At 59.0% G+C, this 14212-nt stretch carries 13 protein-coding genes, 1 tRNA gene and 1 other RNA gene; 8 read left to right on the top strand and 7 right to left on the bottom strand.

Translation table 11 applies throughout. The features are described from left to right. Positions 1 to 64 precede the first annotated feature (64 nt). From SLIT_RS10400 to efp, 8 genes are all read left to right on the top strand, one after another. Positions 65 to 1084, top strand: coding sequence for an NAD(P)/FAD-dependent oxidoreductase (locus SLIT_RS10400; RefSeq protein WP_013030207.1), 1020 nt, complete (start codon positions 65 to 67; stop codon positions 1082 to 1084). 45 nt (positions 1085 to 1129) lie between these two features. Further along, positions 1130 to 1205: transfer RNA gene (locus SLIT_RS10395), tRNA-Thr, on the top strand. 42 nt (positions 1206 to 1247) lie between these two features. Beyond that, entirely contained in the window at positions 1248 to 2429 is a 1182-nt protein-coding gene (locus SLIT_RS10390) for an efflux RND transporter periplasmic adaptor subunit (RefSeq protein ID WP_013030206.1), read from the top strand. Next, positions 2426 to 3106: an ABC transporter ATP-binding protein gene (locus tag SLIT_RS10385; RefSeq protein WP_013030205.1), complete on the top strand. Its 681-nt coding sequence runs from the start codon at positions 2426 to 2428 to the stop codon at positions 3104 to 3106. Before SLIT_RS10390 ends, SLIT_RS10385 begins: the two co-directional genes overlap by 4 nt. Continuing rightward, positions 3103 to 4311: an ABC transporter permease gene (locus tag SLIT_RS10380; protein WP_013030204.1), complete on the top strand. Its 1209-nt coding sequence runs from the start codon at positions 3103 to 3105 to the stop codon at positions 4309 to 4311. The genes SLIT_RS10385 and SLIT_RS10380 overlap by 4 nt, the downstream gene beginning before the upstream one ends. A 150-nt stretch (positions 4312 to 4461) precedes the next feature. Then, positions 4462 to 5661: an ABC transporter permease gene (locus SLIT_RS10375; protein WP_013030203.1), complete on the top strand. Its 1200-nt coding sequence runs from the start codon at positions 4462 to 4464 to the stop codon at positions 5659 to 5661. Next, positions 5651 to 6790 carry an elongation factor P maturation arginine rhamnosyltransferase EarP gene (earP, locus tag SLIT_RS10370; protein WP_013030202.1) on the top strand — a complete coding sequence of 380 codons (1140 nt, stop codon included), beginning with the start codon at positions 5651 to 5653 and terminating at the stop codon, positions 6788 to 6790. Before SLIT_RS10375 ends, earP begins: the two co-directional genes overlap by 11 nt. A gap of 33 nt (positions 6791 to 6823) precedes the next feature. Next, positions 6824 to 7390, top strand: coding sequence for an elongation factor P (efp, locus tag SLIT_RS10365; protein WP_013030201.1), 567 nt, complete (start codon positions 6824 to 6826; stop codon positions 7388 to 7390). A gap of 67 nt (positions 7391 to 7457) precedes the next feature. On the opposite strand, the gene SLIT_RS10360 is transcribed toward efp, so the two are convergent. The 7 genes from SLIT_RS10360 to ubiG all read right to left on the bottom strand — a co-directional run bounded on the left by SLIT_RS10360 (position 7458) and on the right by ubiG (position 13972). After that, a complete protein-coding gene (locus SLIT_RS10360) occupies positions 7458 to 8360 on the bottom strand; it encodes a D-hexose-6-phosphate mutarotase (protein ID WP_013030200.1) in 903 nt (300 codons plus the stop codon). A gap of 34 nt (positions 8361 to 8394) precedes the next feature. After that, positions 8395 to 10173 carry a type IV pilus assembly ATPase TfpB gene (gene tfpB / locus SLIT_RS10355; protein WP_013030199.1) on the bottom strand — a complete coding sequence of 593 codons (1779 nt, stop codon included), beginning with the start codon at positions 10171 to 10173 and terminating at the stop codon, positions 8395 to 8397. A gap of 235 nt (positions 10174 to 10408) precedes the next feature. Further along, complete coding sequence (locus SLIT_RS10350; protein ID WP_013030198.1) at positions 10409 to 10612, bottom strand: hypothetical protein; 204 nt, start codon at positions 10610 to 10612, stop codon at positions 10409 to 10411. Positions 10613 to 10802: 190 nt separating this feature from the next. Beyond that, positions 10803 to 11170, bottom strand: a transfer-messenger RNA (tmRNA) gene (gene ssrA / locus SLIT_RS15665). Between the two features lie 37 nt (positions 11171 to 11207). Continuing rightward, the gene (locus tag SLIT_RS10345; protein ID WP_013030197.1) at positions 11208 to 12584 is read right to left on the bottom strand and encodes a hemerythrin domain-containing protein; all 1377 of its coding nucleotides are present in this window, start codon (positions 12582 to 12584) and stop codon (positions 11208 to 11210) included. 46 nt (positions 12585 to 12630) lie between these two features. Continuing rightward, positions 12631 to 13284 carry an HAD family hydrolase gene (locus SLIT_RS10340; RefSeq protein WP_013030196.1) on the bottom strand — a complete coding sequence of 218 codons (654 nt, stop codon included), beginning with the start codon at positions 13282 to 13284 and terminating at the stop codon, positions 12631 to 12633. Beyond that, the gene (ubiG, locus tag SLIT_RS10335; RefSeq protein ID WP_013030195.1) at positions 13277 to 13972 is read right to left on the bottom strand and encodes a bifunctional 2-polyprenyl-6-hydroxyphenol methylase/3-demethylubiquinol 3-O-methyltransferase UbiG; all 696 of its coding nucleotides are present in this window, start codon (positions 13970 to 13972) and stop codon (positions 13277 to 13279) included. The genes SLIT_RS10340 and ubiG overlap by 8 nt, the downstream gene beginning before the upstream one ends. Positions 13973 to 14212 lie beyond the last annotated feature (240 nt).

Genomic DNA, 14212 nt, shown 5'->3' with positions numbered 1-14212 from the left:
AAACCGATGAGAGGCAATTTTGCCAGACCAGCGGCATGGAAGGGTGATTTTGGGTACTGAATTCATGGTGATAGGGGCCGGCGCGCTGGGGCTGGCGACGGCGGAAGCTCTGTTGCGGCAGGGTGGCGGCGTGACCGTGCTGGAACGCGGTCCGGTCGGGCGGGAGTCTTCGTGGGCGGGCGGCGGGATATTGTCGCCGCTGTGCCCCTGGGACTATCCGGACGAAGTGAACCGGCTGGCATTGCGCGGCATGGGCCTGTTCGGCGACTACGCCGAGGCTTTGCATCGGGCGACGGGCATCGATCCCGAATATCAGCGCAGCGGCATGCTGGTGATGCCGCCATTCGACATGCTGGCTGCGCTGCGATGGTGTGCCACGCACGGGATGAAGGCTGAACGAAACGACGATGGGCTGTTGTTGCCGGACATCGCCCAGGCGCGCAATCCGCGTCTGATGCAAAGCCTGCGTGCCCGTGTCGAACAGCTTGGTGGACGCATCGTGGAACAATGCGCAGTCGAACAGATCGTTGAGAAAGCGGGGAAGGTCACGCATCTGGCAACGACTCAGGGCGATTTCAGCGCGGATGCCTACGTCGTGACCGCAGGCGCATGGAGCAAAGTGCTGTTGGGTGCACATGCCCTGCACGCCGACATCAAGCCGATACGCGGACAGATGCTGCTGTTCAAATTCGACGCGCCACCGCTACCGCATATCGTGTTGCAAGGAGACATCTATCTGATTCCGCGCCGTGACGGCCATCTGTTGCTGGGCAGTACGCGCGAGGATGTGGGTTTCGACAAGAGCACCACCGAAGAGGCGCACGCGATGCTGTTGCAACGCGGGGCTGTGTTGTTGCCAGCCTTGCGTGAAATGCCTGTCATCAAACATTGGGCAGGGTTGCGTCCTGGTTCTCCCGGCAACATCCCGACCATCGGGCGGCATCCGCACCTGCCCAACCTTTTTATCAACAGCGGTCATTACCGCTACGGCGTAACCATGACACCGGCCAGCGTGGAAGTGCTGATGAATACGATCAACGGCACACCACAGCCGTTCGATGTTTCACCCTATCTGTGGCGTTAAGCGTTGCCGCTTCTTCGCATGTCCGCTTATAATCCGCGCCGGAACGCCGATGTAGCTCAGTTGGTAGAGCAACGCACTCGTAACGCGTAGGTCACCAGTTCGATCCCGGTCATCGGCACCACTCTTCCAGCTTCATCACGGCAGCGAACGGTCAGGAGCGTCAATGACTTTCCCGCAACTCGGCAGCATCCCGTCAAAATACAAGAAGCTCACCATCGCAGTCGTTGCCGTCACCGCATTGGCGGTCGGTATCGGTTATTTCACACGCAGCAAGCCTATCCCGGTGCTACTGCAAACAGTCGAGCGCGGCACTGTGGAGGCCTCGGTGAGCAATACCCGCGCCGGTACGGTGAATGCCTGCCGCCGAGCCAAGATGTCGCCCGCGGCCGGAGGCCAGATATCCAAGCTGCAGGTGAAGAAAGGTCAGCGCGTGAAGAAGGGACAGGTGCTGCTCGAGCTCTGGGACAATGACCTGCATGCCCAGGAGCGGCTGGCGCAAGAGCAGCTCAAGGTTTCGCAATCCCGTGTGAATGAAGTGTGCACGCTGGCCGATGCGGCACAGCGCGATGCTGTGCGTTCGCAGGAATTGCGCAACAAGGGATTCATCTCGGCGCAGCAACTCGACCGCGCGCTCACCGATGCATCGTCGAAGCAGTCGGCCTGCAATTCCGCCAAGGGCGATATCGATCAGAGCAAGTCGCGCATCGCGCTTGCCCGTGCCACGCTGGACCGCATGGTGTTGCGTGCGCCGTTCGACGGCGTGGTGGCGGATATCAGCGGCGAGCTGGGCGAATATGCCACGCCGTCGCCGCCCGGGATCCCGACCCTGCCGGCCATCGATCTGATCGACGACAGTTGCATGTATGTGAGTGCGCCGATCGACGAAGTGGACGCCAGCAAACTCAAGATCGGGCAGCGCAGCCGCATCACGCTGGATGCGATCAAGGGGCGCGTATTCGGCGGCAAGGTGCGGCGCATCGCGCCATACGTGCTCGACTTGGAAAAACAGGCGCGCACGGTCGAGGTCGAAGTGGAATTCGACAAGCTCAACGAGAAGAACAACCTGCTCGTGGGCTACAGTGCCGACGTCGAGATCATCTACGATGTGCGCAATCAGGTGTTGCGCATCCCCACGCAGACCTTGCTGGAAGGCAATCGCGTGCTGCGCTACGGCAACGACGGCGTACTGGAAGAACGCAAGGTGACGACGGGTCTGTCCAACTGGGAATACGCCGAAGTGACTTCCGGCCTGGAAGAGGGTGATCGGGTCGTGTCTTCACTGGATCGCCCGGGCGTGAAAGCCGGGGTGCGTGCCGTTCCAGAACAGGCCAAGCCGGCGAAATGATCGAACTGCAAAACGTCTGCCGCACCTTCATCGTCGGCGACCAGCAAGTCGCCGCATTGCGCGACATCAACCTGCGCCTCGATGCGGGTGAATACATTTCCATCATGGGGCCGTCCGGTTCGGGTAAATCCACCATGCTCAACATGCTTGGCCTGCTTGACCGGCCGACATCCGGCACCTACCTGCTGGATGGCGGCAACGTCAGCGACCTGAACGACGAGCAGCAGGCACGCGTACGCCGCGAAAAGATCGGCTTCGTGTTCCAGTCCTTCCACCTTGTCCCTCGACTAACCGCAGCACAGAACGTCGAATTGCCGATGATCCTCGCGGGTATTCCGTCCGAAGAGCGCAGAGCGCGCGTGCAAGTGCTGATGCAAAACTATGGATTGTCAGAACGCGCCGATCACCGACCAGATCAGCTTTCCGGCGGCCAGCGCCAGCGTGTGGCCATCGCCCGCGCCACCGTGATGAACCCCACGGTGCTGCTGGCCGATGAACCGACCGGCAATCTGGATCGGAGTACCGGCTGGGAAGTTTTGAAATTGCTGGAAGGTTTGATGGAGCAGGGCATCACGCTGGTGGTGGTGACGCACGATGCCGAGATCGGTGCAAGATCCAGGCGCCAGATACACATGCTGGATGGCCGCATCGTTTCCGATGTACAACACGCAAAATGAAACTCGCCGACACCCTGCAATTCGCCTCTGGCAGCCTGCGCGGCAGCCCGACGCGCACGCTGTTGATGATGCTGGCGATGTCCATCGGCGTGGCGGCAGTGGTGGTGCTCACTGCGCTGGGCGAAGGGGCGCGCCGGTATGTGGTCGACCAGTTCTCCTCGCTCGGCACCAATCTCGTCATCGTGTTGCCCGGGCGCACCGAAACCTCAGGCGTCGGCCCGGGCCTGATGTCCGGGCAGACGCCGCGCGATATCACGCTGGACGATGCCGAGGCGCTGTTGCGCAGCCGAGCGATCAGGCGCATCGCGCCGTTGACCGTCGGTTCCGCCACGTTGTCGCGCGGTGCGCTGAACCGCGAAGTGGTGGTGCTCGGTTCCACGTCCAACTTGCTGGAAGTGCGCCATATGAGCATCGGCATCGGCAAGTTTTTGCCGGCGGGCGATATTCATGAAAGCTCCTCGGTGTGCGTACTCGGCAAGCAGATGAAACAGGAGTTGTTTGGCAACGAGCAAGCCGTTGGGCAATGGGTGCGGCTGGGTGATCGGCGCTTCCGGGTCATCGGCGTATTGGCTTCGCAGGGAGAATCCATGGGCATGCGTACGGATGAGCTGGTCATCGTACCGGTTGCCTCCGCTCACCAATTATTCAATACGTCGGGGCTGTTCCGTATCCTCATCGAAGCCAAGAACCGCGATTCCATCGAACAGGCCAAGCACGATGCCGAGCAGATCATGTTCCAGCGCCACAGCGGGGAAAAGGATGTGACTGTCATCACGCAGGACGCCGTGCTCGCCACCTTCGACCGTATCCTCACCGCGCTGACCATGGCCGTGGGAGGCATCGCCGCGATCAGCCTGGCCGTGGCGGGGGTGTTGATCATGAACGTGATGCTCATCGCGGTGGCGCAGCGCGTCAAGGAGATCGGCCTGCTCAAGGCGCTGGGCGCGCCGGGCAAACAGATACGCATGCTGTTCTTTGCCGAGGCGGCACTACTTTCGACCGCCGGCAGTGTCGTCGGACTGGTGCTCGGTTATGCGGGCAGTATCGTCATTGGGCAGATATATCCCAGTCTGCCGGTCAGTCCGCCGTGGTGGGCGGTGCTTGCGGCCTGCGGCACGGCACTGGGCACAGGCATCCTGTTCAGCGTGTGGCCGGCACGGCGTGCGGCACGGCTCGACCCGGTAGCAGCACTCGCGGGCAAGTGAGCTATGGGTATTTCTAAAAGTTCAAAGTTCTAAGCAAGACAAGGCGCGAGCAAAAAATTGCGACGCGGCAAATTATGAAATATGTAAGGAGTAATTTTTTGTGAGCAACGCAGTATTGCGACGAAATTTGGATTTTTAGAGGCACCCCATATGTTCTTGCGCGACCTGATCACCCTTACTTCCTCCAGCTTCCTAACCTATCGGATGCGCAGCTTCCTCACCGGGCTCGGCATCGCCATCGGTATCGCCGCGGTGATCCTGCTCACTTCCATCGGCGAAGGGCTGCACCAGTTCATGCTGTCCGAATTTTCGCAATTCGGCACCAACATCATCAGCGTGCAACCAGGCAAGACCCAGACGCAGGGGGGCAACGTCGGCATCTTCGGCTCGGTCAGGCCGTTGACGCTGGAAGATGCCGATGCCTTGCGACGCCTGCCCTATGTGGAACATATCGTTCCCAGTCTGGTGGGTAATGCCGAGGTGAAATTCCAGGGCAGAACCCGGCGCACCATGGTACTGGGGGAGGGGCGCGATTTTGGCCATGCGTTCACGATGAAGGTGCAGAGCGGCAGTTTCTGGGTCGATGCAGACAACGAACAGGCGCGCGCACTGGCCGTGATCGGAGCGAAGATCGAGCAGGAGCTTTTTGCCGGAACGAACCCGCTTGGGCAATATTTGCGCATCGGCGGGCAGCGCTACCGCGTGGTTGGTGTGATGGAGTCGAAAGGGCAGATACTGGGCATGGACATGGACGATACGGTGTTCATCCCGGCCGCACGGGCGATGGAGCTGTTCAATCGCCCTGGGTTGATGGAGGTCAACGTCAGTTATCGCGCCGATGTCGATGCCAACACGGTCATCCGCATCCTCACCGAACGCCTGAAAGAGCGGCATGGACGCGAGGATTTCACCATCATCTCGCAAGAACAGGCGCTGGAAGTGCTGAGTTCGGTGCTGAACATACTCACTTTCGCCGTCGGTGCGCTGGGCGGGATTTCGCTGTTGGTCGGCGCGGTCGGCATCCTCACCATCATGACCATGGCCGTCACTGAACGCACCGCCGAGATCGGCCTGCTACGTGCGTTGGGGGCGCGCAAAAATCAGGTGCTGACGTTGTTCCTGGGCGAAGCCATGCTGCTGTCCGCGATGGGAGGTGTGCTGGGGCTGCTCATCGGCATCGGCATTGCGCAGGGGCTGCACTGGCTGTTTCCTGCTTTGCCGGTGCATACACCGTGGCCGTTTGCAGTGCTGGCCGAACTGACTGCGGTCAGCATCGGCCTGATGGCCGGTGTGGTACCGGCCATGCGCGCGGCGAGGCTCGATCCGGTGGAGGCATTGCATGCGGAATGAATCATGCGACATCTTCTGCAACGTCATCGACAACTACGGTGACATCGGCGTGTGCTGGCGCCTGGCGCGGCAGCTGGCGAACGAGTGCGAAGTGAATGTGCGGCTGTGGGTGGATGATCTGGCCAGTTTTCAGCGTCTTTGTCCCGATGCGGATGCGGCGCTGGATATGCAGCGCCGCCGCGGGGTGGAGGTGCGTCGCTGGCCTGCCGAATTCCCTGCAGTAGAACCGGCCGGTCTGGTGATCGAGGCTTTCGCCTGTCGCTTGCCGCAGTCTTATGTGGCGAGGATGGCGGCGAGAGAGGTCAAACCGGTTTGGCTGAATCTGGAATACCTGTCAGCCGAGGACTGGGTGGAGGGCTGCCACAAGTTGCCGTCGCCGCATCCGACCCTGCCGCTGACCAAATATTTCTTCTTCCCCGGTTTCACCGCCAGAACCGGCGGATTGCTGCTGGAACGCGACCTGCTGGCGCAGCGGGATGTTTTCCAGTCCGACATGGTGGTGCAGCGGCGCTACTGGAATGGCCTGGGGGTGCCGGAGCGTGTGGCGGGCGAGGTGCGGGTGTCCTTGTTCAGCTACGAGAACGAGGCGATGGCCAGTTTGCTGAGTGCCTGGGAGCGGGGTGAGCAGCCGGTGACCTGTCTGCTGCCGGTCGGGCGTTCCTTGCCGCAGGTGGCCGGGTATTTCGGACAGGGTGAGGGCAAGGCGGGCGATGTCTGGCAGCGCGGCAACCTGCGCGTGCATGTGCTGCCTTTCGTCGAGCAGGAGCGCTACGACGAGCTGTTGTGGGCGTGCGACGTCAATTTTGTGCGCGGCGAGGATTCCTGCGTACGAACGCAATGGGCGGCCAAGCCGTTCATATGGCACATATACCCGCAGCACGACGGGGTGCATCTGGCGAAGCTGAACGCCTTGCTGAAGCGCTATACGGCGGGGTTGCCGCCAGAAACCACACATTCAATACGGGATTTGTGGCTAGCCTGGAATGGCGGGCAGGATATCGCCGCAGCATGGACTCACTTTCTGGCACACCACGGGGCGCTGGTCCGGCACGGAAAGGCATGGGCGGGTCGGCTGGCGGGCAATAATCTTGCATTGAATTTGCTGGATTTTTACCGCCAAAGTGAATAGAATCCGCGCCTTGAATTTTGAGGGGCAGTAAACATGAAAACAGCACAAGAACTTCGCGCCGGTAACGTGATCAATGTTGGCGGCGATCCGATGGTGATCCTGAAGGCCGAATACAGCCGTTCCGGCCGTAACGGTTCCGTGGTCAAGATGAAGATGAAGAACCTGTTGACCGAAACCGCCAAAGAGACGGTTTATGCAGCAGACGACAAGTTCGACCAGATCATTCTCGACAAGAAAGAATGCACCTACAGCTATTTCGCCGATCCGATGTACGTATTCATGGACACCGAATACAACCAGTACGAAGTGGAAAAGGACAACGTCGGCGACGTGGTGAACTACCTGGCCGACGGCATGGAAGACATCTGCGAAGTGGTGTTCTATGACGGCAAGGCAATCTCGGTCGAGTTGCCCAACACCATCGTGCGCGAGATCGAGTACACCGAGCCTGCCGTGCGCGGCGACACTTCCGGCAAGGTGATGAAGCCTGCTCGCCTGAAGGGTTCCGGTTTCGAGTTGCCCGTGGCCGCGTTCATCGAGATCGGCGACAAGATCGAGATCGACACTCGCACCAACGAGTACAAGAAGCGCGCGAACTAAGCCTGCTTCTGCGATGCAATAAAAAAGAGCCGCTGCAAAGCGGCTCTTTTGTTTTGTGGCAACGCTGTTACAGCTTTTCGACGCTGTATACCGCCACCAGCTTGTGCGTCTCGCCCGGTGCGAGCACCACGACGTTTTCCAGCGCATTGCCGCTCTCCACGCACACCATGCCGCGATGGCCATCTTCGCCGAAGTCGCCCATCTTGTCGGCTTTCTCGGTCCACGGGTTCCACACCACGGTGGACATGCTGCCTTGCTTGGCGATGCGGATGGCGCGTTTCATGCCCTTGTCCTCGATCACGCAATCCGCTGCGGTGTTGATGTACACGCGATCCACTTCGCTTTCGATGACGATGCCGTCCTTCTGGGTGAAACGCGCGAAGTCCTGCACCTTGTCCAGGTAGGCGCAGTTCTCCAGGCCGCGGATGGTCATCTTGGCGACATCGCTGATCTGGAAGTAGGTATGCAACGCTTCGCCGAGTTCGAATGCCGCCGTACCCGTATTGACGGTAACCAGTTCCACTCGCAATGATTTGCCCACAGTCACTTCCAGTTGCACCGAGGATGAGTGGGGCCATTGTGCGCCGGTGGCATCGCTCTCGACCAGGCCGAAGCGCAGGAAAGTCGAGCCATCGCTCAGCGCCATGGTTTCCAGCACTTCCCAAGGCACGGTGCGCGCATAGCCGTGACCGGGCAGCTTGCTGTCGCTCTTGTGCGGGCCGAACCATGGCCAGCAGATCGGCACGCCGCCGCGGATGGATTTGCCTGGTACGAATTTGGCCAGCGGCGACAGCCAGATCACCGGCTCCTCGCCGCGCGGCTGGAAGGTGGCGATATGCGCGCCCTGCAATGCGATGTTGGCGAGGGCGTGCTGGTTGGCGACTTCGGCGACGATCATGCCGGCGGCGATCTCCTTGAATTGCACGTGGTTGCCGATGGCGTAGCGCTGGTTGAGTTCAGCTTGGTTCATGGATGTTCCTTTGGGTTTGATGAATGGGTATTGATCAGTCGGCAGGCGGGGCGGTCTTGAGCACTTCTTCCAGGGTGGTGAGTCCGGCTGCCACCTTTTGCGCGCCAGAGATGCGCAGCGGCTTCATGCCTTCGCGGTTTGCCTGGTCGCGCAATGCCGTGATGTCCGTGTCGGGGCTGATGATCTTGCGCAGTGCCGGCGACATCAGCAATATCTCGTAGATGCCGACGCGGCCGGAATAACCGGTCTTGCGGCATTCCAGGCAACCTTGCGGAGTCTGCAACTGGGCTGGACGTGCGGCTTTCCAGGGGGCGACCAGATGATCCCACACATCGTTATCGCTTTCCGGCATGGGGATCGGTTTCTTGCAATGCGGGCACAGCGTGCGCACCAGGCGTTGCGCCATGATGCCTAGCAATGTGGCATTGATCATATAGTACGGCACCCCGAGGTCGAGCAGGCGGGTGATGGCGGAAGGCGCATCGTTGGTGTGCAAGGTGGAGAGCACCAGGTGACCGGTCAGCGCAGCTTGGATCGCCATTTCGGCGGTCTCCAGGTCGCGTATCTCGCCTACCATGATGATGTCCGGATCTTGCCGCATCAGCGCACGCACGCCCTCGGCAAAAGTCAGGTCCAGCCCCTGCTGTATCTGCATCTGGTTGAATGCCGGCTCCACCATTTCGATGGGGTCTTCCAGCGTGCAGACGTTTACTTCCGGGGTCGCCAGATGTTTGAGCGTCGAATATAACGTGGTGGTCTTGCCTGAGCCGGTAGGGCCGGTGACGAGGATGATGCCGTTGGGCTGCGAGGTCATCAATTGCCAGCGCGCGCGATCGTCTTCGGAAAAACCGAGCTCAGAAAAGTCGCGCAGCAGCACTTCAGGATCGAACACGCGCATCACCAGCTTTTCGCCGAAAGCGGTGGGCAGGGTGGAAAGGCGCAGCTCGATCTCCTGGCCGTCCTCGGTTCGCGTCTTGATGCGGCCATCCTGCGGGCGGCGCTTCTCCATCAAGTCCATGCGTCCCAGCAACTTGATGCGGCTGGTCATCGCGTTGACCACCGACATCGGCAGTTGATGCACCTGGTGCAGCACGCCGTCGATACGGAAACGCACGATGCCGACCTCGCGGCGCGGTTCGATATGGATATCCGATGCGCGCTGATCGAAAGCGTATTGCCACAGCCAGTCCACGATGTGGACGATGTGCTGGTCATTGGCGTCGAACTGTTTGTTGGTCTTGCCCAGTTCCACCAGTTGCTCGAATGAAGCAGGGCTTGAGGAGCCGGTGGAGGCCTTGGTCGCGCTCTTTACCGAGCGTGCCAGATTGTAGAACTCGACCAGATAGCGATTGATATCGGTTGGGGAAGAAATGACACGGCGGATACGCTTGCGCGAGGTGTGCTTGAGCGTCTCTTCCCATGCGCGCAGGAATGGCTCGGAGGTGGCAACGACAAGATCGCCACCGTCGATACGCAGCGGCATGATGGCAAAACGGTTCGCGTATTCGATCGACATCAGATCGGTCAGATCGGTGAAATCGATCTTCAGCGGGTCGATATGGAAATATTCCATGCCGACATGCTTTGCCAGCCATTCGGTCAGTGGTTCCAGCGTCAGGATGCGGAAAGGGGAAACTAGCGACTTCCAGCGCTTCTCCGCGATGACCACCAGCGGATGCGAGTCTTGTCGATGGAGGCGGCGTTCGGCGATGAGCGCATCAGCTTCGGCTTTGCCGACCATGCCGTCCGCGACCAGCATGCCCAGCACTTCGGCAAGTTTCAGCTTGTGTTCTGCGACTTCTTGAGCTGCCATATTCGTACCTTGATCGAGGTTTGGCGGACTATACCGGTATCGGGCGGTGGGTTCAATCAACCATATTCAGGTTGTGTACCAATTCTGTGGGCAATCGAAAAATGCCCGGCGTCGATGTGATGGGAAGCATTAAATTGCACTCGGAATCAGCGATATCGTTGCTTCATAATCCTTGCGTCATCGATTTTGCAAAAAAAATGAAGATTGATGAATATTATTGAATTACATCATTCTTTTATGGAATATCAGCTTGAGCAGAAAGGAGCCCGTCATCGGCCTCTTCCATTGCCTTCCTTAGCGAGCTCAGTTCCTGATGGAGTTGGATAGCCTTGGCCTTGTCGCGACGCAACCTGTACTTCCTCGATTCCTTGATCAGGAATAAACCTCCGCCAAGGCCAACGATGACAACCCCCGGTATGATCAGATATTCGAAATTCATTTTGCAGTTCCTTCCTCCAACTTGAGCCTGTATGGGATCCGGCCCTTCATCAATAGAAAATACACGGCACGCCTGACTTCTTGCCGTCCTTCAATTGTAGAACTGTAATCAGACAATACAAAACGAATATGTCACAAAGCCAATAAAAACGCCGTCACTCGGACGGCGTTGGACCCCATTGGGGTATTGTTGGTGGAGGCGGCGGGAATTGAACCCGCGTCCGCAAGCCCTCTACAGGCAGTTCTACATACTTAGTCTGGTTATTTGATTTTATCCTGCAGACGCCAACCGACAGGCTGCTACAGGACGAGTCACCTTGATTTTAGCTTCGTGCAAAGTAACCCTGCACGACACGATTCCGTGTAAATGACCTCACTCATCTCAACCTTGCGGTATCGAGCCCCTCCACGGACAGCAGGGTGTGAGGTCCAGCCTTAGGCGGCTAGAGCGTACTTTTCGTCGTTTGCGACTATTGGTTTTCCAGCTGATTTACGAGGTGGCGGGTCCTCGGTATGCCCTACGCTGCTTTGTAACCCACGTCGAAGCCAGGTCGCCCCCGGTTCAGTTTGCTACTAGCGGGAACATTATAACAGCATTACTTCGGCTTGTTAGTCAGCAGCGAGCGGGCGAAGTGGCGATCGGCCTTGGTGGCGTGCGAGGCAAACCAGTCGAGCAATAGCAGTTCAGTGCGGAAGGCAAGGTAGCGAGGGTCTTCCATATGGTTGCCGGCCTTCTTTTCCAGCTCGGTAAAGTTTTCGATGAAGCGTTTGTGTTCCTGGGCATGGCCTTCCGCAAAGGGATAATTGTGTTCCCGCATCAGTTTTTCTTCGATGGGGAACAGATGCTGGGCATGCTGGGTGAGGAAGGGGAAGATGTCGGCAAAATCGCCGCATTCGTTCTGGTCTATCCGCGCGGTGAGGATGTTGATGCGTTCCATCAGCAAGCGGTGCGCATCGTCGACTTTGGCCAATCCGGTGTGTTCCTCTTTCCACATCAGGCCGTTCTGCAATTCGCCCGTGCCGAAGTGCTGTCCGGTGGCCTGAAATTCATAACAGCGTTCCAGGTAGATGAGCGCAGGGTAATCGTTGGGTGAGATATCGATGCACTGTTTGAGCAAGGGAATGGATTTGGCGACGTCTTTCAGGTGGTAATAGGCGACTGCCTTTTCAAACATCGCCAGAGTGTCGCGTTTGCTGTTGCGCAGCTCTTCGGGGTCGTTGTCGAATATCTCGTAGATGGAAAGCGGCTGAGATTTTCCCTTCACGCGGATGCGGTCGAGGAAGCGGATGTCGTATTTCTTTGGATCAGCCAGATCGTACAGGGTGTTCTGGCTGATGATCAGCGGCGCATGGTAGGTCTTGGTGGCTTCTTCCAGGCGAGCGGTCAGGTTCACCGCATCCCCGATCACCGTGCTGTCCATGCGGTTGATGCCGCCCACCGTGCCGATCATCACCACGCCGGTGTTGAGGCCGATGCCGATGTTGACCGGCGCATAGCCGGCGCGTTCGCGCCCGGCATTGTAATAAGCCAGACGTTCCAGCATCGCGATAGCGCCGCTTACGGCATCGTCCGCACCATGTTCGAACAGCGCCATGATGGTGTCGCCGATGTACTTGTCGATGATGCCGCGATGGCGGCTGATGACCGGCTCCATCTGGCTGAGGTAGGAGTTGATGAATTCGAAATTCTCGCTGGGCGTCATCGACTCCGACAGCGGAGTGAAGTCTCGTATATCCGAGAACATGATGGTCATCTTGCGCTCAACCTGGTCGCCGAGCTTCACATCCACGATGCTTTTGGCTTCGAGCAGATTGAGCAGTTGGTGCGGAACCAGGCGGCCATATGCCGCCTCGGTCTGTTGCAGCAAGGACAGCGCCTGTTGGTGCGCGATGATGACCTTGTGCAAAATCTCCTGGATGCTGTCCTGCGTCGGATTGGTGGGGATTTCCTCCCCGCTGCGTCCTTCGTTCATTCTCCTCCGCCCAACATTCTCATTATGGCGGGCATCATACCGCTGTTCAGCTCTGGATGTAACGCAGCAATGCGAACGGGGTCGGCACTCTGGCGGCGGCTGGCCAGGTGGCCAAATCGGCCGCAGGATCGATATAGCCATATGCCGCGATGATGCCCATCATGCCTGCGGCCTGCGCAGCTTCCATGTCGCGCAAGTCATCGCCCAGATAAAGGCAGCTCTCGGGAGAGACGCCCATCAGTTCGGCGGCATGCAATAACGGCATCGGGTGGGGTTTGGAGCGTGCGCAGGTATCGCCGCTGACCAGACAGGCCGCGCGCTTGGCGTAGCCGAGTTTCTCCATCAGCGGTACGGTGTAGCGATGCGGTTTGTTGGTGACGATGCCCCAGGGCAACTCGTGCCGTTCCAGCTCGGCGATCAGTGCAGCCATGCCGGGGAATAACTTGGTGCGATCGCAAATATGGGCCTCGTAATGTTGCAAGAACGCATCGCGCGCCTCGTCGTAATTCTGTGTACCCGGTTCCACGCCCATGCCCAGCTTCAGCAGGCCGCGCGAACCGTGCGAAGCCTGGGGGCGGATGGCCTCTATGGGCAGTGGTGGAAGGTCGTGCAGTGCGCGCACATGGTTGACTGCCGCACCCAGGTCGGGCGCAGTATCGGCAAACGTGCCGTCGAGATCGAAGAGGACGGCTTCAACCACGTTGGCAAGCCATCAGGTAATTGACGCCGGTGTCGCGACCGAGCGAATAGCTTTTATTCAACGGGTTGTAGCTCATGCCGGTGATGTCGGAGACGTTCAGGCCGGCATTGCGGCACCATTGTGCCAATTCCGACGGCTTGATGAATTTGGCGAAATCATGGGTGCCGCGTGGCAGCAGGTTGAGCACATATTCCGCGCCGAGGATGGCGAACAGGTAGGATTTTGGATTGCGGTTGAGCGTGGAAAAAAATACGTGGCCGCCGGGTTTCACCAGCTGGGCACAGGCGGCGACCACGGCTGCAGGGTCTGGGACATGTTCCAGCATCTCCATGCAGGTCACCACGTCGTAATGTGCCGGGGTTTCTGCTGCCAGTACTTCCACTGCCACCTTGCGATATTCAACTTTGTTGCCGCTTTCCAGCAGGTGTAACCTGGCGACCTGCAGCGATTTGTCGGCCAGGTCGATGCCGGTGACGGTAGCCCCCGTTCCGGCCATGCTTTCAGCCAGAATACCCCCGCCGCACCCAACGTCCAGCACGGTCTTGCCCGATAGCCCTGCAATACGATCGATATAGTCCAGACGCAGCGGGTTGATTTCATGCAGCGGCTTGAATTCGCTGTTCGGGTCCCACCACTTGTGGGCGAGTTGGGAGAATTTTTCCAATTCGATGGGGTCGGCGTTGGACATGGTTTTGGCCTCGTTTGAATGTGGGGCGACTTTAACAAAACTCCCCGCCAATAGCCAAACAAACAAGGCGGTCCGACGGGAAGTGGGCGGAGGGACGAGTCGTTACCGCTTCGGCAGCCGATTGCGGGAGCGACCGCCGGCAGCCCTTCCCGCACCGTCGGCTCCGCCGCACCGTGTCAGGGCTGCTGTGTTAGAATGCGGACTTCGTTTTTTTGCCGTTATGTCTCATTCAATTAGGTC

The sequence above is a fragment of the Sideroxydans lithotrophicus ES-1 genome, assembly GCF_000025705.1.
GTDB classification, from domain to species: Bacteria; Pseudomonadota; Gammaproteobacteria; order Burkholderiales; family Gallionellaceae; genus Sideroxyarcus; species Sideroxyarcus lithotrophicus.
Note: the sequence above shows the minus strand (reverse complement) of the source record. Positions and strands in the feature narration are given on the sequence as shown.

Coding starts and splice junctions, on each gene's coding strand:
- efp (WP_013030201.1), top strand. CDS start 6,824: ATGAAAACAGCACAAGAACTTCGCGCCGGTAACGTGATCAATGTTGGC.
- SLIT_RS10345 (WP_013030197.1), bottom strand. CDS start 12,584: ATGAACGAAGGACGCAGCGGGGAGGAAATCCCCACCAATCCGACGCAG.
- ubiG (WP_013030195.1), bottom strand. CDS start 13,972: ATGTCCAACGCCGACCCCATCGAATTGGAAAAATTCTCCCAACTCGCC.
- SLIT_RS10390 (WP_013030206.1), top strand. CDS start 1,248: ATGACTTTCCCGCAACTCGGCAGCATCCCGTCAAAATACAAGAAGCTC.
- SLIT_RS10360 (WP_013030200.1), bottom strand. CDS start 8,360: ATGAACCAAGCTGAACTCAACCAGCGCTACGCCATCGGCAACCACGTG.
- SLIT_RS10380 (WP_013030204.1), top strand. CDS start 3,103: ATGAAACTCGCCGACACCCTGCAATTCGCCTCTGGCAGCCTGCGCGGC.
- earP (WP_013030202.1), top strand. CDS start 5,651: ATGCGGAATGAATCATGCGACATCTTCTGCAACGTCATCGACAACTAC.
- tfpB (WP_013030199.1), bottom strand. CDS start 10,173: ATGGCAGCTCAAGAAGTCGCAGAACACAAGCTGAAACTTGCCGAAGTG.
- SLIT_RS10385 (WP_013030205.1), top strand. CDS start 2,426: ATGATCGAACTGCAAAACGTCTGCCGCACCTTCATCGTCGGCGACCAG.
- SLIT_RS10375 (WP_013030203.1), top strand. CDS start 4,462: ATGTTCTTGCGCGACCTGATCACCCTTACTTCCTCCAGCTTCCTAACC.
- SLIT_RS10400 (WP_013030207.1), top strand. CDS start 65: ATGGTGATAGGGGCCGGCGCGCTGGGGCTGGCGACGGCGGAAGCTCTG.
- SLIT_RS10350 (WP_013030198.1), bottom strand. CDS start 10,612: ATGAATTTCGAATATCTGATCATACCGGGGGTTGTCATCGTTGGCCTT.